This window comes from Rothia kristinae NBRC 15354, from assembly GCF_001570865.1.
In the GTDB taxonomy this organism is placed as follows: Bacteria; Actinomycetota; Actinomycetes; order Actinomycetales; family Micrococcaceae; genus Rothia; species Rothia kristinae.
Genome location: NZ_BCSM01000001.1, coordinates 260,364 through 283,683 on the forward strand (window position 1 = coordinate 260,364; position 23,320 = coordinate 283,683).

Sequence of the window (23,320 nt, forward strand, 5' to 3'; positions counted from 1 at the left end):
GTCAGTCAGTCAGTGAGCCAGCCATGCAGGGCCGAGAAGCAGTCCCGCACCGCCTGGGCGCTGACGTGCTCGTCGTCGGTGTGGGCCAGCAGGGCGTCCCCGGGACCGAAGTTCACGGCGGGGATCCCCGCGGCGGAGAAGCGGGCGACGTCGGTCCACCCGTACTTGGGCTTCGGCTCCCGGCCCACCGCGGCGACCAGCTCCCGGGCCAGCGGGGCATCCAGCCCGGGCCGGGCCGCGGCGGAGAGGTCCGCGAACTCCAGGGCGTACCCGGCGAACAGCTCCCGCACGTGCTCCTGAGCCTGCTCCAGGGTCTTGTCCGGGGCGAAGCGGTAGTTGACGTGCATCCGGGCGGCATCCGGGATGACGTTGCCGGCCACCCCGCCCTCGATCTGCACGGCGTTGAGACCCTCGCGGTAGTCCAGGTCCTCCACGGTCACGGTGGCCGGGCGGTACTCCTCCAGGATCCGCAGGGCCGGGCCCAGCCGGTGGATCGCGTTCACGCCCTTCCAGGCGCGCCCGGAGTGGGCGGCCACGCCCTCGGTGCTCAGCCAGAACCGCAGGGTCCCGTTGCACCCGCCCTCGATGGTCCCGTCGGTGGGCTCCAGCAGCACCGCGAAGTCCGCGTCATCCACCAGCCCGGGCTCCTCCCGCAGCAGCCGGCCCAGGCCGGAGGCCTCCGCGGCCACCTCCTCGTGGTCGTAGAACACGTAGGTGACGTCCCGGCGCGGCGCGGTCAGGGCGGCAGCCAGGGCCAGCTGCACCGCGACCCCGCCCTTCATGTCCGTGGCCCCGCGCCCGTACAGGATCCGCTGCCCGTCGGCCTGCTCCCACCGGGAGGGCACGGTGCCGCGGGCCCCGGGGGTCGTGGGCAGCGGGACGGTGTCCAGGTGCCCGGCCAGCACCACCCGCTCGGCCCGGCCCAGCTCGGTGCGGGCCACGATCGCATCATCGTTGCGATGCACCCGCAGGTGGCCCAGCGGCGTGAGGGCCGCGTGGACCGCGTCGGCGATCGACGTCTCCTGCCCGGAGACGGAGGGGATGTCCAGCAGGGCGCGGGTCAGTTCGGCGACGTCGCCGGTCAGGTCCAGGGCGGGGGGTGCGCAGGGGGAATCGTGCATGGTTCCACCCTAGGCGGCACAGCCGGCGGACAGGGGCGGCTGACGGGACTGACATGCCCGCATCCGTAGACTGGTGCCCATGACTGAGACCACCCCTGAGAACACCTCCGCCGAGCGCCGGGTCGCCGCCCTGGGTCTGGCCACGACGGTCGCCGCGGGCGAGCGCGCCGGCACCGTCCTGGACGTCTGGTACCCTTCCCCCCGCCTGGGCGGGAACCCCGAGGAGTCCGTGCGCGCGGGCCTGGAGGAGGCCGCGGCCGATGACCCGGCCCGCAACGTGATCCAGCGGGTCGTGGAGACGGTCGCGGATCTGGACGCCGCCCCGGCCGACGCCGCCGACGCCTGGCTGCGCCTGCACGCCCTGTCCCACCGACTGGTCCGCCCCAACGGGCTGAACCTGGACGGGATCTTCGGGCACCTGGCCAACGTGGCCTGGACCAGCGCCGGACCGGTGCTGGCCGCCGAGCTGGAGGGTCTGCGCCTGGGCCTGCGCGCCCGCGGGCCCCTGACCGTGTACGCCGTGGACAAGTTCCCCCGTATGGTGGACTACGTCGTGCCCTCCGGGGTGCGCATCGGGGACGCGGATCGGGTGCGCCTAGGCGCGCACCTGGCCGAGGGCTCCACCGTGATGCACGAGGGCTTCGTGAACTTCAACGCCGGGACCCTGGGGGCCGCGATGGTCGAGGGCCGGATCAGCCAGGGCGTGGTCATCGGGGACCACACCGACGTCGGCGGCGGCGCCTCGATCATGGGCACCCTCTCCGGCGGCGGGACCCAGCGGATCACCCTGGGCGAGCGGGTGCTGCTGGGCGCCAACGCGGGGGTCGGGATCTCCCTGGGCGATGACTGCGTGGTGGAGGCCGGACTGTACGTGACCGCCGGGACCCGGGTCACGGTGCGCACCGAGGCCGGGGCCGACGTCGTCAAGGCGGTGGACCTCTCCGGCACCCCGGGGCTGCTGTTCCGCCGCAACTCCCAGACCGGCACCGTGGAGGCCATCGCCCGCTCCGGCGGTCAGGTGGAGCTGAACACCGCGCTGCACCAGAACTGAGCGGCGCCGCCCGCGCCGCACCACCATCAGAAAGGGACCCCTCAGATGAAGATCATGGTCACCGGCGGAGCCGGGTACATCGGCTCCCACACCGTCCTGGCCCTCCTGGAGGCCGGGCACGACGTCGCCGTGCTGGACAACCTGGCCAACTCCTCCCGCGTCTCCCTGGACCGGGTCTCGGAGCTGGCCGGGGGACGGCGGATCGCCTTCCACGAGACCGACATCCTGGATGCCCGCGCGACCACCGAGGTCTTCCAGCGCGAGCGCCCGGACGCCGTCATCCACTTCGCCGGTCTCAAGGCCGTCGGCGAGTCGGCCGAGAAGCCGCTGTGGTACTACCGCACCAACGTCACCGGCACCCTGAACCTGCTGGCCGCGATGGAGGCCAGCGGCTGCCGGTCCCTGGTCTTCTCCTCCTCCGCGACCGTCTACGGGGCGCCTGAGGAGATGCCGCTGACGGAGAAGCTGCCGCTGGACGCCCAGTCCTGCTACGGGCGGACCAAGGAGCACGTGGAGGACATGCTCGTGGATCTGGCGGCCGCAGACTCGTCCTGGAACATCGCCCTGCTGCGCTACTTCAACCCGGTGGGCGCGCACCCGTCGGGTCGCATCGGCGAGGACCCCACCGGGGTGCCGAACAACCTGCTGCCCTTCATCGCGCAGGTCGCGGTGGGCCGGCGGGAGAAGCTCAAGGTCTTCGGCGATGACTACCCCACCCCGGACGGCACCGGCGTGCGGGACTACATCCACGTGATGGACCTGGCCGACGGCCACGTCAAGGCGCTGGCCGCGATCGCCGAGCGGGGCGGGCTGCACACCTGGAACCTGGGCACCGGCAACGGCTACTCGGTGCTGGAGGTGCGCCGGGCCTTCGAGGAGGCCTCCGGACGGGAGATCCCCTACGAGATCGTGGACCGGCGTCCGGGCGACGTCGCCGTGTCCTACGCGGATCCTTCGGCGGCCCTGGCCGATCTGGGCTGGTCCGCCGAGCGGGACCTGGCGCAGATGTGCGCGGACCACTGGAACTGGCAGAGGACCAACCCGGAGGGCTACCCCGCCGCCTGAGCAGGGGGCGGGGCCGCGATCCGGCGGCCCCGCCCCCCCCATCTCCGCCTCCCGTCTCCGGGCAGACGACGACGCCGCGGCCCGCTCCCCTCTCGTTGAGAGAGGGGAGTGGGCCGCGGCGTCGTCGTGCGGGCGGGGCGGAGGAACCGGGCTACTTGGCCGGGTACTCGCGGTGGGTGGGCCCGGTGTAGACCTGGCGCGGGCGGCCGATCTTGGTGGCCGGATCCTCGACCATCTCCCGCCACTGCGCGATCCAGCCGGGCAGGCGCCCGATCGCGAACAGCACGGTGAACATCTGCTCCGGGAAGCCCATCGCCTTGTAGATCAGGCCGGTGTAGAAATCCACGTTGGGGTAGAGCTTGCGCTCGACGAAGTAGTCATCGGCCAGCGCCTTCTCCTCCAGGCGCATCGCGATGTCCAGCAGCTCGTCGTCCCCGCCGATCTTGTGCAGGATCTTGTCCGCGGTGGACTTCACGATCCGGGCCCGGGGGTCGTAGTTCTTGTAGACGCGGTGCCCGAAGCCCATCAGGCGCACCCCGTCCTCCTTGTTCTTGACCTTCTCCATGTAGTCCTCGGGCTTGATGCCCTCGGACTGGATGCGGCGCAGCATGTTCAGCACGGCCTCGTTGGCCCCGCCGTGCTTGGGCCCGTACAGGGCGTTGATGCCGGCGGAGACGGAGGCGAACATGTTGGCGTCCGCGGAGCCGACCAGACGCACCGTGGAGGTGGAGCAGTTCTGCTCGTGGTCGGCGTGCAGGATGAACAGCTGGTCCAGGGCCTTGGCGATCTCCGGGTCGATCTCGTAGTCCTCGGCCGGCACCCCGAAGCACATCCGCAGGAAGTTCTCCGCGTAGTTCAGGTCGTTCTGCGGGTAGAGCATCGGCTCCCCGCGCTGCTTCTTGAACGCGTAGGCGGCCAGGGTCGGGACCTTGGAGAGCAGGCGGATGGTGGAGACCTCCACCTCGTGCTCGTCGTGGATGTCCAGGGAGTCCGGGTAGAAGGTGGACAGCGCGGAGACCGCGGAGGCCAGCACCGGCATGGGGTGGGCGGTGCGGGGGAAGCCGGAGAAGAAGATCTTCAGGTCCTCGTGGACCATGGTGTGGCGGCGGACGAGGGTGTCGAAGTCCTCGAGCTGCTCGGCGGTGGGCAGCTCCCCGTAGATCAGCAGGTAGGCGACCTCCACGAAGCTGGACTTCTCGGCGAGGTCCTCGATGGAGTAGCCGCGGTAGCGCAGGATGCCCTCATCGCCGTCGATGTAGGTGATCGCGGACTGGGTGTTGGCGGTGTTCATGAACCCGGGGTCGTAGGTCACGTGTCCCCCGGTGGCGCTGCGCAGCTTCGCGATGTCGAAGGCGGAGTTGCCTTCGGAGGGCTCCACCGCGGGGAACTCGACGCTGGAGTCCCCGATGGTGAGCGTGGCGTTGTCGGACATGATTCCTCCCGTGTGGTGGCGTGGCGTCCTCGCGGGCGTCATCGGCCCGGAATCCACCGGGGACGACGTCGATGCGGCGGCGGGCCCGCGCCGTCCTCGGCGTCGTACCCATCCCGGCACCCGCCCGCAGGCGTGCGCGAGGACACACTTCAACTCTCCCCCAGCCTACTCGGTCCGAGGTTCGGCTCACGAATCGGGGAGGGGCCCGCCACAGGCGCGGCCGACGTCGCGTCGGCGCCATCGGCGGCGCCTGCGGAGCGTCGGCGGGTCGAGGTCGGGTCTGGGCGCCTCAGCCGCGCAGGCGACGGGCCGCGGCGGCCACCCGCTCATCCGTGGCCGTCAGGGCGATGCGCACGTAGCCGCTCCCGGCCTCGCCGTAGAAGGTCCCGGAGCCGGGCACGATGCCCAGATCCGCCAGGCGCCCGATGGTCTCCCAGGTGTCCTCCCCCGCGGTGCACCACAGGTACAGCCCGGCCGCGGAGTCCTCCACGCGCAGCCCGAAGGCCTCCACCGCGGGCTTGAGCAGCTCGCGGCGGGCCCGGTAGCGGTCCTTCTGCTCGGCCACGTGCGCGTCATCGGTCAGCGCGGCGATCATGGCCGCCTGGATCGGGGCGGGCACGATCATCCCGGCGTGCTTGCGGGTGTTGATCAGGTTGGCCACCAGCTCCCGGTCCCCGGCGACGAAGGCCGCCCGGTATCCGGCGAGATTCGACTGCTTGGACAGGGAGTAGACGGACAGCAGCCCGGTATGATCCCCGTCGGTGACCTGCGGGTCAAGCACCGAGGGCACGCGGGCCCCGCCCCGGGCCTCGTCCCAGGCCCCCCAGCCCAGCTCCGCGTAGCACTCGTCCGAGGCGACGACGGCGCCGATCCGCCGGGCCTGCTCGACGATGCGGCGCAGGGAGGCGGCGTCGCGCACCGCACCGGTGGGGTTGCCCGGGGAGTTGACCCACACCAGGCGCACACGGTCCCGCACCTGCGGATCCAGCTCCTCGAGGTCCTCCGCGGCCACGGCGCGCGCCCCGGCCAGGCGGGCCCCGATGTCGTAGGTCGGGTAGGCGACGCGGGGCCGCACGACGACGTCCTCGGGACCCAGGCCCAGCAGGGTTGGCAGCCAGGCCACCAGCTCCTTGGACCCCACGGTGGGCATCACCGCGGCCGGGTCCAGGCAGGTCACCCCGCGGCGTCGGGCGTACCAGGCGGCCACGGCCTCGCGCAGGGCCTGCGTACCCTGGGTCGTGGGGTAGCCGGGGGCGTCCGCGGCGGCGGCCAGGGCCTCACGCACCAGCTGCGGTGTGGGATCCACCGGGGTGCCGATGGAGAGGTCCACCGTGCCGTCCGGGTGTTGCGCGGCGCGCTCCCGGTACGGGGCCATCTGGTTCCAGGGGTAGTCCGGCAGCTGCAGTCCGAGGCTCATGGGTGCGGCTACTCCTCGCCCTGCGGGGGCAGGGACTGGATGAACGGGTGGTCCGCCTCGATCTTGCCCATGCGCGCGGCCCCGCCCGGGGAGCCGATCTCATCGAAGAACTCGGCGTTGGCGGTGAGGTACTCCTCCCACTCCTCGGGCAGGTCATCCTCGTAGTAGATGGCCTCCACGGGGCACACGGGCTCGCAGGCGCCGCAGTCCACGCACTCGTCGGGGTGGATGTAGAGGGTGCGCTCCCCCTCGTAGATGCAGTCGACCGGGCACTCCTCCACGCAGGCCCGGTCCTTGACGTCGACACACGGCTGGGCGATCACATACGTCATGGGGACCCTTTCACTGTGCCCGCCGGGGTGATGCCTCCGACGGCGCGGCGGCGGCGCGCGATTTCCGCCTCAGGGGCGGAAAAGGCCCCGCCTTCTTCCTGGCTGATCAGTCTAGCCCGGCCAGTCTGGCACACCCAGGGCCGGGCCGGGGACTGTCGGCGGGATCACTGCGGCCGATGACGCCCGGTGACGGCAGGCGTCAGCGTCGTCAGCGCCGTCGGCGGCGCCCTCGCCCGGAGCGCCCGATGCCGCGCAGCACGGTGCGGTCCGCGACCACCACGCCCACGGCGGTGGCCAGCACCGTGCCCAGGGTCCAGATGATCCCGGCCACCCCGATCGGGGCCTCCAGGGTCGGGATGACCAGCCGAGAGTCGGAGCGGGCGAGGGTGAAGAAGCCGACGACGGCGAAGGCCGCGAGCCCGGGCACCAGGGTCATCCCCCGGCGTCGGGTGTATCCGGCGGTCCACACGGTCCCGGTGAACACGCCGAGCACGGCGAGGATCGCGCCCCACGGCAGATACCAGCCGTCGAAGTAGGCCACCGAGGCGTGCAGCATCGTGCCGAGGAAGCCCAGCAGCAGCCCCACCACGACCGCGGTGATCGCGGAGGAGATCGGACCCGCGGGCTCCTGCTCGGGATCCACGGCGTCGGGACTGAGGGCATCCTCGCCACGGTCGCTGGTGCTGAGCGCGCCGGCGGGTCGGGCATCCGCCCGGGCGGCCAGCAGCCGGTAGGTCTCCACCGGGCTGATCGGCTGCACGACGTCGTTGGAGTAGCGGAAGGTGTGCCCGGGGTCCACCCGGATCTGGGTGGCGTGGGCGGCCATGGCCCGCTCCTTGGCGGGCAGGTCCCCGTGGATCACGGCCTGGCGGCGGGTGTCTCCCGCGTCGGCCTCGCCCTCCTCGCCCCAGACCAGGCGCGGCAGGGCGCCGTCGGGCAGCAGGGGCAGGGCCGCCATCACGGCCTCGTGGGTGCGCCGGTGGTCCGGGTGCCCGTAGCCGCCGTCGGCGTCGTAGGTCACCACGACCTCCGGGCGCAGCCGACGGATCTCGGCGGCCACCGCCTCGGCGGCCTGGGACAGCTCCGCGCGCATCAGGCAGTCGGGGGCCGCGTTCGGATCCGGGGCGGCGGTGCCGTCGGCGGCCCAGGACATCCCGGAGTCGCGGAAGGCCCCGCCCTTCGGGCGCTCAGCGAAGCGGTGCCCGGTGACCCCCAGGGCGTTCAGGGCGGCACTCAGCTCGGTCTCGCGCAGGGCCCCGAGGGCGTCCCCGGGATCCTGCGGGTCCCGGGTGCGCACATCCAGCTCGGCGTGCTCGGGGCCGATGACCTCGCCCATCTCCCCGCGGGACATGGTCAGCAGGTGCACGGCCGCGCCCTCCCGGGCCAGCCGGGCCATGGTGGCCCCGGTCGAGGAGGATTCGTCATCCGGGTGGGCGTGGACGAACAGCACCGTGGCCGCCGACGCCGCGAGGCCCTCCGGCAGGAGGGTCGTCACGGCGTCGGCGTCCCGGTGGGCGCCCTGCTGCGGATAGCGCGGGCGGGCGGCGTCGGCCTCGGTCATCGGCGTGGCGAGCCCGGGGCGCTAGTTCGCGCGGGTGCGGGCGCGGAACGCGCGCACGCGGTCGTGGGAGTCGAGGATGACCTTGCGGATGCGGATGGCCTCCGGGGTGATCTCCACGCACTCGTCCTCGCGGGCGAACTCCAGGGACTCCTCCAGGGTCAGCTTCTTGGGCGGGGTGAGGTTCTCGAAGGTGTCCGCCGTGGAGGAGCGCATGTTGGTCAGCTTCTTCTCCTTGGTGATGTTCACCTCCATGTCATCGGCCCGGGAGTTCTCCCCGACGATCATGCCCTCGTAGACCTCGGAGGTCGGCTCCACGAAGAACGTGCCGCGCTCCTGCAGGTTGATCATCGCGTAGGGGGTGACCACCCCGGCGCGGTCGGCGATCAGGGAGCCGTTGGTGCGGTACTCGATGTCCCCGGCCCACGGCTCGTAGCCGTCGGCGTAGGAGGAGGAGATCCCGGCCCCGCGGGTCTCGGTGAGGAACTGGGTGCGGAAGCCGATCAGGCCGCGGGCCGGCACCCGGAACTCCATGCGCACCCAGCCGGTGCCGTTGTTGGTCATGGTCTCCATGCGGCCCTTGCGGGCGGCCATCAGCTGGGTCACCGCGCCCATGAACTCGTCCGGGACGTCGATGATCATGTACTCGATCGGCTCGTGGACCTTGCCGTCGATGGTCTTGGTGACCACCTGCGGCTTCCCCGCGGTCAGCTCGAAGCCCTCGCGGCGCATCTGCTCCACGAGGATCGCCAGGGCCAGCTCGCCGCGGCCCTGGACCTCCCAGGCGTCGGGGCGCTGGGTCGGCAGGACCTTGATCGAGACGTTGCCGATCAGCTCCTTGTCCAGCCGGTCCTTGACCTGCCGGGCGGTGACCTTGGCGCCCTTGACGCGCCCGGCCAGCGGGGAGGTGTTGATGCCGATGGTCATGGAGATCGCCGGATCGTCCACGGTGATCAGCGGCAGGGGCTTCGGGTTCTCCGGGTCGGTGAGGGTCTCGCCGATGGTGATGTCCTCGATCCCGGCCACCGCGACGATGTCGCCCGGCCCGGCCTCGTCGGCCGGCACCCGGTCCAGGGCCTGGGTCTTCAGCAGCTCGGAGATCCGCACATTCTTGATCTGCCCGTCCTGCCGGGCCCAGGCGACGGTCTGGCCCTTCCTCAGGGTGCCGTGGAAGATGCGCAGCAATGCGAGGCGGCCGAGAAACGGCGAGGAGTCCAGGTTGGTCACGTGGGCCTGCAGCACGCCGTCGGGGTCGTAGGTCGGGGCCGGGACGTGCTCCAGGATGGCCTGGAACAGCGGCTCGAGGTCCTCGTTCTCGGGCAGGGCGCCGTCGGCCGGCTGCTCCATCGAGGCGCGTCCGGCCTTGCCGGAGGCGTAGACGACGGGCACATCCAGCACCGCGTCCAGATCCAGGTCCGGGACCTCGTCGGCCAGGTCCGAGGCCAGGCCCAGCAGCAGGTCCATGGACTCGGAGACGACCTCGTCGATGCGGGCGTCGGGCCGGTCCACCTTGTTGACCACCAGGATCACGGGCAGCTTGGCCGCCAGGGCCTTGCGCAGCACGAAGCGGGTCTGCGGCAGCGGACCCTCGGAGGCGTCCACCAGCAGCACGACGCCGTCGACCATGGACAGGCCGCGCTCGACCTCGCCGCCGAAGTCGGCGTGGCCGGGAGTGTCGATGACGTTGATGGTCACCTTCTCGCCGTGGGAGGCCGGACCCGCGTAGGTCACGGTGGTGTTCTTGGCGAGGATGGTGATGCCCTTCTCCCGCTCCAGGTCACCGGAGTCCATGACGCGGTCCTCGACGTCGGCGTGGTCGGAGAAGGCGTGGGTCTGCTTGAGCATGGCGTCGACGATGGTCGTCTTGCCGTGGTCCACGTGGGCGACGATGGCGACGTTGCGCAGATCGGAGCGCGTGGCGGTGCTGGAGGTTTCTGACATACGGGGAGTGAGCCTTCGATCGAGGATGCGTGCGGGGCGGGCCCGCGCACGCGGACTGCCGTCCCATCATACGCCCGCGCGCAACCCCTCCCCTCCCGCCGCCGCATCCCCTCAACCTCACCTCCCCCTCCCACTCATTCCCCTTCCCCAGCGCCGAGTCATCGATCTCGACCGAAAATCGCCGAATTTCCGGTCGGAAGTGATGACTCGGCGCGCGGGGTGCGGGGGCTGTCCACAGGTGGAGGCTCGGGGGTGGCGGCCCGGCAGGGGGTCGGGGACAGTGTGGGCATGGCAGCGATCCCCTCCCCCGAGCCACCCCGGGCCGACGTCGACGCCCTGACTCGCGCCGAAGCCCGCCTGCGCGGCGTCCCGGAGGCGCTGCTGCGTCGGCGCTCGACGGTGCGCCGGGATCCGGGGATCTACGCCCCGCCCGGCCACGAGATCACCGCGTGGGACGTGGTCGCCGCTTTGGCCCGGGCCATCCCGGGATCCGCGATCAACGGGCTCAGCGCGGCCCGGCATCACGGCTTCCGATTGCCGCGGCACCTGCAGGAGGATGAGACCCCGCACCTGAACACCCCGCCGCTGCGCTCCCCCGTCCGACGCCGCGGCCTGCGCAGCACCCAGTACGCCTACGCCGCCTCGGATCTCACCCGCACCCCGGAGGGCCTGGCCGTCACGACGCCGGAGCGCACCCTCAACGAGATGAGCCTGCGCCTGGGCCATGAGGATCTGGTGGCCGCCGGGGACGGGATCCTGAACACCCACGCGGACGGGTACGACGCCGGCCGCCCGCCGCTGTGCACCCCGGAGGATCTGCGTCGGTACCTGCGGGCCCACCGGGGCGCGCGGGGCATCCGCGCCTTCGACCGGGCCGTGGCGAGGATGCGCCCGGGACCGGATTCCCGCCCGGAGACCTTCCTGCGCCTGGCCTGCGAGGATCACGGCATCGACGGACTGGTCCCGGGATTCGCCGTGCGCAACACCCGGGGGATGCTGCTCTTCCAGGCCGATCTCGCCCTGCCGAGGCTGCGGCTGAGCATCCAGTACGAAGGCGCCCACCACGACCGGCCCGAGCAGGTGCGCCGCGACGTCGAGCGGGCCCGGCGCACGGCCGAGGCCGGATGGGTCGAGGTGCGCATCACCGCCGCCGACCTGCGCGAGGCGGTGTGGTGCGCGGGATCGCGGATGCCGCGCGCCGTCGCCATCATCCTCCGCGCGATCCGCGACCACGACGCCGCAGCCACCCCCAACGACGCCGAGTCATCGATCTCGACCGAAAATCGACGAATTTCCGGTCGGAAGTGACGACTCGGCGCGGGGAGCGGGGTGATGCGGGGGTCAGCTGACCTCGGCCAGCAGCTTGGCGCGCAGCTCGCGGCGCTCGCGCTGCTGATCCGGGTCCGGCAGGGGCACCGCGGCCAGCAGGCGCTGGGTGTACGCCTCGCGGGGGTGGCGCAGGATCTGATCCCGCGGCCCCTGCTCCACGATCTTCCCGTGCTGCATCACGCAGATGTGGTCCGCCAGGGCGTCGATCACTGCGAGGTCGTGGGTCACGAACAGGCAGGCGAAGCCCATCTGCTCCTGCAGCTCCTTGAACAGCTCCAGCACGCGCGCCTGCACGGAGACGTCCAGGGCCGAGGTCGGCTCGTCGGCCACCAGCAGCTTGGGCTTAAGGGACAGCGCGCGCGCGATGCCCACGCGCTGCTTCTGCCCGCCGGAGAGCTCGTGCGGGTACCGGTTGCGGTAGGAGCGGGGCAGCTCCACCTGATCCAGCAGGGTCTCGATGCGGTGCTGCAGCTCAGCACCCTTGGCGACCCCGGCCAGGTACATCGGCTCGCCGATGGACTCGCCGATCGGCAGGCGCGGGTTCAGGGAGGAGGAGGGATCCTGGAAGACCATGCCGACGTCCTTGCGGACCTGGTTGATGACCCGGCGCCCGGCGCCCTTCAGCTCCTGGCCGGCCACCACCAGCGACCCCTCGGCCACATCCAGCAGCCCCACGGAGGCCCGCCCGATCGTGGACTTTCCGGAGCCGGACTCCCCCACCAGACCCACGACCTCCCCGGCGTGGATGCGCAGATTCGCGCCCTCCACCGCCCGGAAGGCCGGGACCCGGCCCTGCTTGGGGTACTCCAGGGCCACGTCCTTCAGCTCCAGGACGGTCTCGCCCTCGCGGGGCGGGGCCACCTGCTGCAGCTCCACGGTGGCCGGGCGGGTGCCCTCCGCCGCGTCGTCCAGGGCTGCGTTGACGTCGACCTCCTCGCCCTCGCCTTCGCCCAGGTGCAGCACGGCCGCCAGCAGGGCCTTGGTGTACTCGTGCTGGGGGTTGCCGAAGACCTCGTGGATCTCCCCGGTCTCCACGATCCGCCCGCGGCGCATCACCGCGACGCGATCGGCCAGGTCCGCGACGACGCCCATATCGTGGGTGATCAGGATGATCGCGGAACCCAGCTTCTTCTGCAGGTTGCGCATCAGGTCCAGGATCTCCGCCTGCACGGTCACATCCAGCGCGGTGGTCGGCTCATCGGCGATCAGCAGCTTGGGGTCGGTGGACAGGGACTGCGCGATCATCGCGCGCTGGCGCTGACCGCCGGAGAGCTGGTGCGGGAAGGAGTCGAAGGCCTTGACCGGATCCGGCAGCTCGACGAGCTGGAGCATCTCCAGGGCGCGCTTCTTGGCCTGGGCCGGGGAGATCTCCCGGTGCAGGCGCAGGGTCTCCACGATCTGGTCCCCCACCGTGTACACGGGGTTCAGCGCGGTCATCGGCTCCTGGAAGATCACGGCGACGTCGTCACCGCGCACCTTCAGCAGCTCGCTGTTGGACTGCCCGATCAGCTCCTCGCCGTTGAGCTTGACGGAGCCGGTGACCTTCGCGTTGGAGGGCAGCAGCCCGATCATGCCCATCGAGGAGACGGATTTGCCGGAGCCGGATTCCCCGACGATGGCGAGCACCTCGCCGGCGTCGACGTGGTAGCTGATGTCCGTGGCGGCCGGCACCCACTGGCGGTCCACGCCGAAGGCCACGGACAGGTCCTTCACCTCCAGGACGCGCCCGGTGGGGTTGCCGACGACGGGCTGGGACCCGGTCTTGGTGCGGCGCCACGGGATGGCTCCGGTGCGGGGCCCGGAGCGGCGGGCGGCCCGTTCGGCGGCGCGCCGCTCGGTGCGGGTGGCGGGCCGCTGGGCGGCGGCGTCCTGGGCGGAGTCCTCGGCGGGGGTTCCGCTGGGGGTGTTCTCGGTGGTCATGGGAGCTCTCTCCTACGGGTGGAGCCGACCGGCGCGGCGGTGGCCGGGGCGGGTCGGGTCTGGGACGATGTGGGCATGGCGACGAGATATCTGCGGGAGGAGGGGGCGACCCTGCGCTCCCGTCCCATGCTGGTCCTGGTGGTGCTGGTGGAGCTGGTGCTGGCGGGGCTGCTGATCAGCGTGACGGTGCACGACGGCGCCGCGGCCGGGCTGCGGGCCTTCGGGCCGTGCGCGTTCCTGGGCTACCTGATCTGGTGGTTCCTGGCCTGGCCGTGCGTGCGGCTGAGCCAGGAGGAGATCACCGTGGTCAACCCGGTGCGCACGCACCGACTGGGCTACTCGGACCTGATCGACGTGCAGACCCGGTACGGGCTGCACCTGGTGACCCGGCACCGGCGCATCCAGGCAGTAGGCGCACCCGCCGGCGGGGCGGCCACCGCGGTGTGGGGGCAGCGCACCGCCCACATGCCGGATGATCCGCACCTGGGCTTCCGCGGCGAGGGCGCGAGCCTCATGCCCAGCGACCTGCGCTCCACCGCCTCCGGCCGGGCCGCGGAGGTCATCCGCGGCCACTGGCAGGAGCAGGTGGAGGCGGGGACCCTGCGGGAGGAGGCGGAGCCGGTCAGCACCGCCAACACCACCCAGCTGGTGATCCTGGCGGTGCTCGCCGCGGCGGCCGCGGCGGGCCTGCTGCTGTGAACGCATCGACGCTCTCCGGTTCCTAGGCGTTCTTGCCCGGTCCGACGTCGCGCACCGGCTGCTCGCTCTGCAGATCCACGTCCACGCGCCCGTCCGGGTCCAGCCCGTTCTCCGCGGAGTGGGCGGTCACGGTCTTGGCGCGGCGCGGGTTGAACTTCTTCTGCCGCGGATCGAAGGCGTCGCGCAGGCCGTCGCCGATGAAGTTGATGCACAGGCAGATCACGACGATGAACAGGCCCGGGTACCAGAACAGCCAGGAGCGGGTCGAGAACGCGGACTCGTTGGCGCTGATCAGGGAGCCCAGGGACACGTCCGGGGACTGCACGCCGTAGCCGATGTAGGACAGCGAGGTCTCGATGAGGATCGCCGAGGCCATCAGCAGGGTCACGTTCACGATGATCACCCCAACCGCGTTGGGCAGGATGTGCTTGAAGATGATCCGCGGGGCGGAGGCCCCGGCCAGGCGGGCGGCGTCGACGAACTCCCGCTCGCGCAGGGTCAGGAACTCTCCGCGCACCAGGCGGGCCAGGCCCGTCCAGGCCGCCAGGCCGATCAGCAGCGCCAGCGCGGTGATGCGCTGCGGGCCCTGCGGCAGGTGGCTGATGACCATCTGCCCGAGGACCGCGGTGAGCACCAGCAGCGGGATGATGATGACGATGTCGGTCAGACGCATCAGCACGGCCTCGACCCAGCCGCGGAAGTACCCGGAGACGCCGCCGATGACGACGCCGATCACCCCGGCGACCAGGCCGACGATGACCATCACGAACAGCGAGGTCTGCGTTCCGCGCATGACCATGGCGAACAGGTCGCGCCCGGTGGTGTCCTGCCCGAAGGGGTGCTCACCGAGATGGAAGAGCCCGATGGTGGGCTTGCCGCCGTTGGTGACGGGCATCATCTCGGAGTAGTCGTACTTCCACCAGCCGGGGATCGGGCCGAAGCCGATCGAGGAGTACGCCAGGACGATGATCAGGAACAGGATCACCAGGGAGGCGATGGCCCCGCTGTTGCCCATGAAGCGCTTGCGGACGATCTGGCCCTGGCTGAGCCCCTTGGTCTCCGCGTCGGGCTGGACCTTCTCCAGGCGCATCTCGCGGGTCTCGGTGGTCGGCTCCTTCGGCTCCGGAGCCTGCGATGCATTCGTGGCGCTCATGCTTTCACCCTCACGCGCGGGTCGAGGACCGAGTAGAGCAGGTCCGCGACGAGATTGAAGACCATGGCGGTGATGCCGGTGATCAGGAAGAAGCCCATGATCGGGTAGATGTCCAGCTGGCCCAGGGAGTCGTTGAACAGGTTCCCCATGCCCGAGAAGCCGAACACCTTCTCCGTGATGACCGCGCCGCCGATGATGCCGCCGATGTCGAAGGCCACGAGGGTGGCCAGCGGGATCAGCGCGTTGCGGAAGGCGTGCTTGACCACCACGGAGCGCTCCGAGACGCCCTTAGCCCGGGCGGTGCGGATGTAGTCCTGGGACATGATCTCCAGCATCGAGGCTCGGGAGTACCGGGAGTAGGAGGCCAGGGCCAGCAGGGTCAGGGCGATGGTCGGCAAGATGAGGTGGGTGTAGCTGTCGATCCCGGTGATCCAGAAGTCCCCGGACATGCCGGGAGTCGCGGAGTTGGCGGTGGCGATGGGCCGTCCGGAGATCCGGCCGTCGCGCATGTACGCGGGCCAGGACTGCATGAACCGGTCCAGCACGACCAGGCCCGCGACGATGAAGGCGGTCCACATGGCCACCTTGACGGACTGGCCGAGGTCGTAGGTCTTGCGCAGGCGTCCGACGACCCAGCCGATGCCCGCCCCGATGAGCAGGGTGAGGATGCCCAGCAGGAGCATCATCAGCCAGGGCGCGCGGTTCAGCAGCGGCTGGATCGGGAAGTAGAGGGCCAGACCGACGATCACCGAGGCCAGCCCGGCGTAAAGAGCTGTGCGGTTGCGCAGCCCGGCTAGGAGGAAGGTGAAGGCGACCGCGGTGAGCACCCCGAGGATCGCGATTAGCGGCAGCCCCAGGGAGGGCCGGGCGAACCAGCGGGTCACGCTGAGGAAGATCAGGATTCCGAAGGTCAGCGCGAAGCCGAAGATCCCCAGCAGGATCCTGGTGCGCATCCTGCCGTAGGAGGCGAGGAACCAGATGATCCCGGCGACGAGCCCCACGGCCGCCGCGCTGGCCACTCCGATGGTGGGATTGCGCAGGAAGTTGTTGAAGCCGATGGCCCCGTACTGCTTGAGCAGCACCGCGATCCAGAAGGAGGGCAGGGAGTAGCAGACGAAGGCGAGGAAGGTGATGCCGTAGTCCAGGGTGGAGTACTGCCGCAGCGCGGCGACCACACCGAGGGCCACGCCGATGATGATCGCCAGGATCGTGGCGGCGGTGATCAGGGTCAGGGTCTGCGCGATCGCGCCCTTGAGGGCATCGGTCACGGCCTGACCCTGGAAGGTGGTGCCCAGGTCGCAGGTGGTGCCCAGCGGGTTGAGGCAACCCAGGGCCCCGCCGAGCCACATGAAGTAGCGCGGGATCAGGGGAACGTCCAGATGCAGGGCCTTCTCACGGGCGAGCATCTGGGACTGAGCGGTGGGCGAGGGGTTCTCGCGGAACTCCTGGAGGGGGTCACCGGCGTAGGTGACCAGAACGTAGACGAGGAACGTGGCGGCGAACAGGATCAGTACCGCGGCCACGAGCCTTCGGACGGTGTACATCAGCATGGCGGCATCCGTGGGGTGGGAGGGAAGCGGGCATCGCAAGCGCGATGGCGGGCGTCAGCGGCGGCTTCTCGCCGGTGACGCCCGCCCGGTGCGGCCGGGCTCCCTGGGGTGCCGGCCGGTTCGTCACGTGCTCGCGACGGTGCGAGGTGGGTTCAGGACGGGATCAGTTCTTGATGTCCCACTTCTCGACGTTCCACCACACCTGGGTGCTTCCGGGGTTGAAGGTCACGTTCTCCACGTTGTCCTTCACTCCCACGACGCCGGCCTGCTGGAACAGGGGGAGGCCGTAGGAATCATCGAACAGATCCTTGTCGATGCCGATGGCGAGGTCCTTGACCTTGGCATCGTCCCCGACGGTGGTGCGGATCTCGTCGGCCTTCTTGTTGACGTCCTCGTTGTCGTAGCCGTTGTAGTTGCCGCCACCGCCGGCCGCGAAGATCTGCCCGTAGGAGGAGTGGCCCACACCCGGGGAGGTCCAGCCGAACAGGGAGGCGTCGTAGTCACCGCCCGGCAGCTTCTTCGACCAGTCCGCAGCACCCAGGTCCTCCACGTTGAACCCGGCCTTCTTGGCGGACTCCTGGATCATCTGGAAGATGTCCGCGCGAGCCTTGTTGCCGGAGTTGTACAGCAGGCGCACGGTCGGGGTCTTGCCGCCGAGCAGCTCCTTGGCCTGGCTGATGTTGGCGTCCATGTCCGAGGAGGGGAACTCGCTGGAGTCGTTCTTCTCCACCGCGTCCTTATACTCGTCCTGGGAGCTCACGTAGACCTGGGAGTCCAGGACCTCGGCGTCGGAGTTCATCGGCTTCATCAGCTTGTCCACGATGGACTGGCGCGGGATGGTCAGCAGGAAGGCCTTGCGGGTGTTCTCATCCTTGAACACGTCGGAGTTGAAGTTCAGGTCCACGTGGTCGTAGAGCAGCTGATCCCCGGTGAGGGTCTTGACGCCGTCGGCGTCCTTGAGCTGCTGGATCGTGTCCACGTTCGCCTGCGGGGAGATGACCTGCACCTCGCCGTTATTCAGGGCCTGGAGCTGGCCGTTGGCGTCGCCGATCGAGCGCATGGTGATCTCGTCGATCTTGGGCGCATCCCCGGTGTACTTGTCGTTCTTCTCCAGGGTCACGGACTGGTTCTCGACGATGTCCTTGATCTTGTAGGGGCCGCTGGCGACCAGCAGGTCCTTGTCATCGGGCATCTTGGTGGTGTCGAAGCCGGTGTTCCAGGCATCCGCGATCTTGGACAGCTGCTCGTTCTTCTCGCCCGGCTTGGCGGAGGTCAGGGTGTTCACGAGGTCGTCCTCGCTCATCCCGGCCTTCTTGGCCACCACGTGGGCGGGCAGGCGGACGTCGAAGGCGGTCTCCCAGTCGATGTACGGCTTGGAGTAGGTCAGGGTCATGGTGCGCCCGTCATCGCTGAACTCCGGCATGCCGGTCAGGCCCAGGCCCTCGCTGTCCCCGGCGTAGTCGAAGAACTGCTCGCCGTCCTCGCCCTCGCCGTTGAAGTGCCCGGACTGGGAGGCCCAGGCCAGCAGCAGGTCGCCCTTGTCGATCTTGTTGCCGTCGGACCACTGCTGGTCCTCGTTGACCGTGTACTTGACCTTCAGGGGGTTGTCGGAGATCTTCTCGAAGCTGCCGAAGTCGTCGTTGTGCTTGACCTCGAGCTGGTCCGTGATCGAGTAGAAGCCGTTGTGGGTGGCCGTGGCGATCTTGCTGTTGATGTCCGTGTTGCCGGACGAGGAGTCGGTGTTCAGGGACGAGAAGGTGTTCAGCTCGGCCACCGAGATGGACTTGGTGGAGCCGCTGTCCCCGTCGCCGCCGTTGTCGGTCGATGCGCAGGCGGAGAGGGCGAGGGCGGAGACCGCCGCGACGCCGAGGGCCTTGGAAATGCGGGAGAAGCGCATTTCGCCTCCTAGAGGGGTCGTACGAAGTGACTCGTGGTGGGTGTGCCGCATCCGCCGTCGGCGGTCCATCCCGTGGCTCGGCGGTGGCCGATGCCATATGAAGGGCAACACATGTGTGAGTATCGTAAACCAACTTCGTTGCCGGCGTGTAACCGGCGACGTTCGCATGTCGCCTCGGCGTCATCCGACGTCCCCGGCGACGCCGAAGGGCCCGCCGGCGCCCTCCCCCGCTGGGGTGGGCGACGGCGGACCCTTCGGACTCACCGGCGGATCAGGCGCGTCGGGGTCGGATCAGGAGTCCGATCCCTGCTCACACTGCTGACGGCGACGCCGGGTCCGCTCCCCCGGGCACGCCACCTGGGTGCGCCGGGCGAAGGTGGAGGTCCAGTCGTGATCCACGGAGGGATCGTCGGGGCTGGCCGCCACCGTCGCGTTGCGCTCGCCCAGCTGCTCCTCCAGCTGCGCGAGGTTCTCCACCATGCGCCCGTTCACGGTCTCCGAGATCTCCTCGGTGAGCTCCTGGCGCACCTGACGCCGCTGGGCGCGCACGTACAGGTTGTGCTCCTCGCTCAGCGACTTGAACAGGGAGATGCACATCAGGCAGATCACCACGGAGAACGGCAGGGCCGTGAGGATGGAGACCGTCTGGATGGCGTTCAGCGAATCCGTGCCGCCCGCCCACAGCAGGGCGGTGGCGGTGCCGCCGGCCACGAACACCCAGAACACCCGCACCCAGGTCTTGGGGTTGGGTGAACCGGAGGAGGAGATCATGCCCAGCACCAGCGCACCGGAGTCCGCCGAGGTCACGAAGAACACGATGATCAGGATCACGCAGCCGATGATCAGGGCGGTGGAGGCCGGCAGGTCCTGGAGCATGGTGAACAGCACCGAGTCGCTGGACAGGTCGGCCAGGCCGCCCTCGCCGAACAGCTCCTGGTGCAGGGCGGTCCCGCCCATCACGGCGAACCAGAAGAAGGACATCGCGGCCGGCACCAGCAGCACCGCGAAGACGAACTCGCGCACGGTGCGCCCGCGGGAGACGCGGGCGATGAACATGCCCACGAAGGCGGACCAGGAGATCCACCAGCCCCAGTAGAACGTGGTCCAGGCGCCGACGAAGTCCTCGCCCGCCTGCCCGTCCAGGGCGAAGGTGGAGAAGGTCATCTGGATGACGTTCTGCAGGTACGCGCCGATGGACTGGACGAACTCGCGCAGCAGGAAGATGGTGGGGCCCATGATCAGCACGAACAGCACGATCACGGCGGCCAGGATGAGGTTGCCGTTGGACAGCCACTTCATGCCCTTCTCCAGGCCGGTGACCACGGAGAACAGGGTCACGGCGGAGAGCACCACGATGATGAGGGTGTAGCCCCAGTTGCTGGTCAGGTCCACGTGCAGGAAGCCCATGCCGGAGGCGATCTGCATGACGCCCAGGCCCATGGAGGTGGCCACGCCGAACAGCACGCCCACCAGGGCCACGACGTCGATGACGTCACCCCACACGCCGTTGATGCGCTTGCCCAGCAGCGGCTTCAGGGCGAAGCGGATGGACAGGGGCATCTTCTTCCGGTGCGCGGCGTAGGCGATGGCCATGCCGACGATCACGTAGATGGCCCACGGGTGCAGGCCCCAGTGCAGGAAGGAGTAGGACATGCCCGCCTGGGCCACCTGCTCCCGGGTGCCGGTGACCTCGGGGGCCGGGTCCAGGTAGTGCGCCAACGGCTCGGAGGCGCCGTAGAACACCAGGCCGATGCCCATGCCGGCGGCGAACAGGAAGGCCAGCCAGGTCATGAAGGAGTAGTCCGGGGTGGAATCATCCGGGCCGAGCTTGATGTCGCCCAGCCGGGAGAAGCCCAGGTACAGCGCGAAGATCACGAACACGGCGACGATGGCGGTGTAGTACCAGCCGAAGTAGCCGATGACGTCGGTCTGCAGGGCGGAGAAGACCTCGTTGGCCTGCTCGGGGAACGCCAGGGTGATGCCGATGAACAGGGCCATGAGCACGGCCGCCGGGATGAACACGCGCTTGTCGATGTTGCCGCGCTTCATCTTCTCGGCCAGCCGGTCGGGCACGTCGCCCACGCTCAGGTCGGGTTTGCGGGTGAGGAAATTAGCCATGGAGCACCTGTATTCGCACCTCGAGGTTCAGGATCGATGGAGGATGGACTGCCGCACCCGCCCCGCGGGGCGCGCGAGCGCCCCTCGCGGACGCAGACGGCGCGCCGATGCCCTGCGGGCACGGGCGACGACCGCCCGATACGCGGGTGGGTACCGAACTACGGTAGCCAACCATCAGCAGGCTTCCAAACGTCCGCCGGAAAGGGTGAGCAAACTCGCCCCGCTCCCGCGCCTCGCCCGAGACACGTCATATCCGGCACCGGATCCGTGCGTCGGGGCCTCCGCGGGAGGACAATGGCCCCATGAGCGATAACCTTCCCGACATCACCCAGTCCTCCGCCTGGCAGGCCCTGGCCGAGCACCACCGCGAGCTGACCCCGGACCTGCGGGGCTGGTTCGCCGAGGATCCCGAGCGCGCCGAGAAGCTCACCGTCACCGCCGGGGACCTCTACGCGGACCTGTCCAAGAACCTCATCACCGAGCGGACCCGGGACCTGCTGCTCCAGCTGGCCCGCACCGCCGACGTCGAGGGCCGGCGCGATGCCATGTTCTCCGGTGAGCACATCAACGTCACCGAGGACCGCGCGGTGCTGCACACCGCGCTGCGGCGCCCCGAGGGCGCCTCCCCCGCCCTGGAGGTGGACGGGCAGAACGTGGACGAGGACGTGCACGCGGTGCTCGCCCGCATCTATGACTTCGCGGACCGGGTGCGCTCCGGGGAGTGGACCGGGATCAGCGGCAAGCGCATCGAGACCGTGGTGAACATCGGCATCGGCGGCTCGGACCTGGGCCCGGTCATGGTCTACGAGGCCCTGAAGCCCCTGGCCCAGGATGGCCTGTCCGCCCGCTTCATCTCCAACATCGACCCGACCGACGCCGCGGAGACCGTGGCGGACCTGGACCCGGAGACCACGCTGTTCATCGTGGCCTCCAAGACCTTCGGCACCCTGGAGACCCTGACCAACGCCCGGGTGTGCCGCACCTGGCTGCTGGAGCGCCTGCGCGAGTCCGGCGCCCTTGACGGCCAGGACGACGCCGCGGCGGTCGCCAAGCACTTCGTGGCCGTGTCCACCGCCCTGGACAAGGTGGAGGCCTTCGGCATCGACCCCGCCAACGCCTTCGGCTTCTGGAGCTGGGTGGGCGGGCGCTACTCCGTGGACTCCGCGATCGGCACCATCCTGGCCGTGGTGCTGGGTCCGGACGTCTTCGAGGAGCTGCTGGCCGGCTTCCACACGATGGACGAGCACTTCCGCACCGCAGCACCCGAGGCCAACCTGCCGCTGCTGATGGGCCTGATCAACGTCTGGTACGTCAACTTCTGCGGCGCGGACTCCCACGCGGTGCTGCCCTATGACCAGCACCTGCACCGCTTCCCCGCCTACCTGCAGCAGCTGACCATGGAGTCCAACGGCAAGTCCGTGCGCTGGGACGGCTCCCCGGTGACCACCGAGACCGGGGAGATCTTCTGGGGCGAGCCCGGCACCAACGGCCAGCACGCCTTCTACCAGCTGATCCACCAGGGCACCCGCCTGATCCCCGCGGACTTCCTGGCCTTCGCCGAGCCCGCGCACCCCACCCGCGACGGCGACGCCGACGTGCACGAGGTGTTCCTGGCGAACTTCTTCGCTCAGACCAAGGCCCTGGCCTTCGGCAAGACCGCCGAGGAGGTGCGCGCCGAGGGCACCGAGGAGTCCGTGGTGTCGGCCCGGGTGTTCTCCGGCAACCGCCCGACCACCTCGATCATGGCCCCGAAGCTGACCCCGTCCGTGCTGGGCCAGCTGATCGCCCTGTACGAGCACATCACCTTCGTGGAGGGCACCATCTGGGGCATCGACTCCTTCGACCAGTGGGGCGTGGAGCTGGGCAAGCAGCTGGCTCAGCAGCTCACCCCGGCCGTGGCCGGAGACCGGGAGGTCCTGGCCGAACAGGACGCCTCCACCCGCGGGCTGATCGACTACTATCTGAACCACCGCAAGTAATCCCGGTCACCCCCGGTGGACGACGGCGGCCGGTCTCGCAGCAGCGCGGGACCGGCCGCCGGCGTCTGCCGGAGGAGGCGCAGAGAAGGCCCCGCGACCACGAGCACCGAGGACCCACCATGACCGAGAACCCCCAGCACGGCCGCCCCTCTCCTGATGCCCGGCAGCCGTCCGCACCCTCCGGCGCCCCCGCGCCATCCCCGCAGCAGGGGGCCTACCAGACGGCCCCCGCCGGATACGGCGGCCCCCAAGTCCAGGGCGCAGGTCCCCGCCCCGGGGTCGGCATGGGCCGGGCCCTAAAGAACTGGTGGGGCTACAAGTTCCAGGGGCACGGCCGGGCCTCGCGCTCCGAGTACTGGTGGGTGGCCCTGGCCCTCGCCCTCCTCAGCGCGGTGCTGCTGATCCTCATGATGGTCATCACCTCCGCGACCGCGGAGCAGATCACCAGCTACAGCCAGCACAGCCAGTACGGCTACTACTCCGGGACCGACGTCCGGCTCAGCGGCGTCGGCATCGCCACGACGCTGATCACCACCGTGATCCTGCTGGTGCTCGGCCTGCTGACCATCCCCCTGCAGGTGCGCCGTCTGCACGATGCGAACATGAGCGGCGGCTTCTGGTTCCTCAGCCTGGTCCCCTTCTTCGGTGGGATCATCCTGCTGGTCCTGATGTGCCTGCCGTCGAATCCGCAGGGGCAGCGCTTCGACACCCCGGAGGACATCGGCCGGCCCTAACAGCAGCCGTCCCCCCCCCCCCCC

At 70.1% G+C, this 23,320-nt stretch carries 17 protein-coding genes; 6 read left to right on the forward strand and 11 right to left on the reverse strand.

The window, feature by feature from the left end; genetic code table 11:
* Positions 1 to 5 precede the first annotated feature (5 nt).
* Positions 6 to 1,121, reverse strand: a complete 1,116-nt coding sequence (gene dapE, locus KKR01S_RS01165; protein WP_061225067.1) for a succinyl-diaminopimelate desuccinylase — start codon at positions 1,119 to 1,121, stop codon at positions 6 to 8.
* Between the two features lie 79 nt (positions 1,122 to 1,200).
* On the opposite strand from dapE, the gene dapD reads away from it, so the two are divergent.
* A complete protein-coding gene (gene dapD / locus KKR01S_RS01170) occupies positions 1,201 to 2,172 on the forward strand; it encodes a 2,3,4,5-tetrahydropyridine-2,6-dicarboxylate N-succinyltransferase (RefSeq protein WP_061225068.1) in 972 nt (323 codons plus the stop codon).
* A gap of 45 nt (positions 2,173 to 2,217) precedes the next feature.
* Positions 2,218 to 3,237, forward strand: coding sequence for a UDP-glucose 4-epimerase GalE (galE, locus tag KKR01S_RS01175; protein WP_061225069.1), 1,020 nt, complete (start codon positions 2,218 to 2,220; stop codon positions 3,235 to 3,237).
* A gap of 151 nt (positions 3,238 to 3,388) precedes the next feature.
* On the opposite strand, the gene KKR01S_RS01180 is transcribed toward galE, so the two are convergent.
* From KKR01S_RS01180 to typA, 5 genes are all read right to left on the reverse strand, one after another.
* A complete protein-coding gene (locus tag KKR01S_RS01180) occupies positions 3,389 to 4,669 on the reverse strand; it encodes a citrate synthase (RefSeq protein WP_058731120.1) in 1,281 nt (426 codons plus the stop codon).
* 289 nt (positions 4,670 to 4,958) lie between these two features.
* Positions 4,959 to 6,086: a succinyldiaminopimelate transaminase gene (gene dapC / locus KKR01S_RS01185; protein ID WP_055684469.1), complete on the reverse strand. Its 1,128-nt coding sequence runs from the start codon at positions 6,084 to 6,086 to the stop codon at positions 4,959 to 4,961.
* Between the two features lie 8 nt (positions 6,087 to 6,094).
* Entirely contained in the window at positions 6,095 to 6,418 is a 324-nt protein-coding gene (gene fdxA / locus KKR01S_RS01190) for a ferredoxin (protein WP_055684470.1), read from the reverse strand.
* Positions 6,419 to 6,626: 208 nt separating this feature from the next.
* Positions 6,627 to 7,979, reverse strand: coding sequence for a PIG-L family deacetylase (locus tag KKR01S_RS10665; protein ID WP_061225070.1), 1,353 nt, complete (start codon positions 7,977 to 7,979; stop codon positions 6,627 to 6,629).
* 21 nt (positions 7,980 to 8,000) lie between these two features.
* Entirely contained in the window at positions 8,001 to 9,917 is a 1,917-nt protein-coding gene (gene typA / locus KKR01S_RS01200) for a translational GTPase TypA (RefSeq protein ID WP_055684472.1), read from the reverse strand.
* Positions 9,918 to 10,205: 288 nt separating this feature from the next.
* On the opposite strand from typA, the gene KKR01S_RS01205 reads away from it, so the two are divergent.
* Positions 10,206 to 11,225 (forward strand): hypothetical protein, encoded by a 1,020-nt coding sequence (locus tag KKR01S_RS01205; RefSeq protein ID WP_131800565.1) that lies wholly within the window; start codon positions 10,206 to 10,208, stop codon positions 11,223 to 11,225.
* Positions 11,226 to 11,258: 33 nt separating this feature from the next.
* Here the strand turns inward: KKR01S_RS01205 and KKR01S_RS01210 are convergent, their stop codons facing one another.
* Positions 11,259 to 13,166 (reverse strand): ABC transporter ATP-binding protein, encoded by a 1,908-nt coding sequence (locus tag KKR01S_RS01210; RefSeq protein WP_081101438.1) that lies wholly within the window; start codon positions 13,164 to 13,166, stop codon positions 11,259 to 11,261.
* 75 nt (positions 13,167 to 13,241) lie between these two features.
* On the opposite strand from KKR01S_RS01210, the gene KKR01S_RS01215 reads away from it, so the two are divergent.
* Positions 13,242 to 13,865, forward strand: a complete 624-nt coding sequence (locus KKR01S_RS01215; protein ID WP_129357409.1) for a PH domain-containing protein — start codon at positions 13,242 to 13,244, stop codon at positions 13,863 to 13,865.
* Between the two features lie 22 nt (positions 13,866 to 13,887).
* Here KKR01S_RS01215 and KKR01S_RS01220 read toward each other — a convergent pair whose 3' ends face one another.
* The 4 genes from KKR01S_RS01220 to KKR01S_RS01235 all read right to left on the reverse strand — a co-directional run bounded on the left by KKR01S_RS01220 (position 13,888) and on the right by KKR01S_RS01235 (position 20,583).
* A complete protein-coding gene (locus KKR01S_RS01220; protein ID WP_408015181.1) occupies positions 13,888 to 15,018 on the reverse strand; it encodes an ABC transporter permease in 1,131 nt (376 codons plus the stop codon).
* Positions 15,015 to 16,568, reverse strand: a complete 1,554-nt coding sequence (locus tag KKR01S_RS01225; RefSeq protein WP_061225073.1) for an ABC transporter permease — start codon at positions 16,566 to 16,568, stop codon at positions 15,015 to 15,017. Before KKR01S_RS01225 ends, KKR01S_RS01220 begins: the two co-directional genes overlap by 4 nt.
* A 163-nt stretch (positions 16,569 to 16,731) precedes the next feature.
* Complete coding sequence (locus KKR01S_RS01230; protein ID WP_061225074.1) at positions 16,732 to 18,465, reverse strand: ABC transporter family substrate-binding protein; 1,734 nt, start codon at positions 18,463 to 18,465, stop codon at positions 16,732 to 16,734.
* Between the two features lie 291 nt (positions 18,466 to 18,756).
* Positions 18,757 to 20,583, reverse strand: a complete 1,827-nt coding sequence (locus KKR01S_RS01235) for a BCCT family transporter (RefSeq protein WP_061225075.1) — start codon at positions 20,581 to 20,583, stop codon at positions 18,757 to 18,759.
* 302 nt (positions 20,584 to 20,885) lie between these two features.
* Between KKR01S_RS01235 and pgi the strand changes: the two genes are divergently transcribed.
* Together pgi and KKR01S_RS01245 are read left to right on the forward strand one after the other, a co-directional pair.
* Entirely contained in the window at positions 20,886 to 22,562 is a 1,677-nt protein-coding gene (gene pgi, locus KKR01S_RS01240; protein ID WP_061225076.1) for a glucose-6-phosphate isomerase, read from the forward strand.
* Positions 22,563 to 22,681: 119 nt separating this feature from the next.
* On the forward strand, positions 22,682 to 23,296 hold the full coding sequence (locus KKR01S_RS01245) for a DUF805 domain-containing protein (RefSeq protein WP_058743725.1): 615 nt from the start codon (positions 22,682 to 22,684) through the stop codon (positions 23,294 to 23,296).
* Positions 23,297 to 23,320 lie beyond the last annotated feature (24 nt).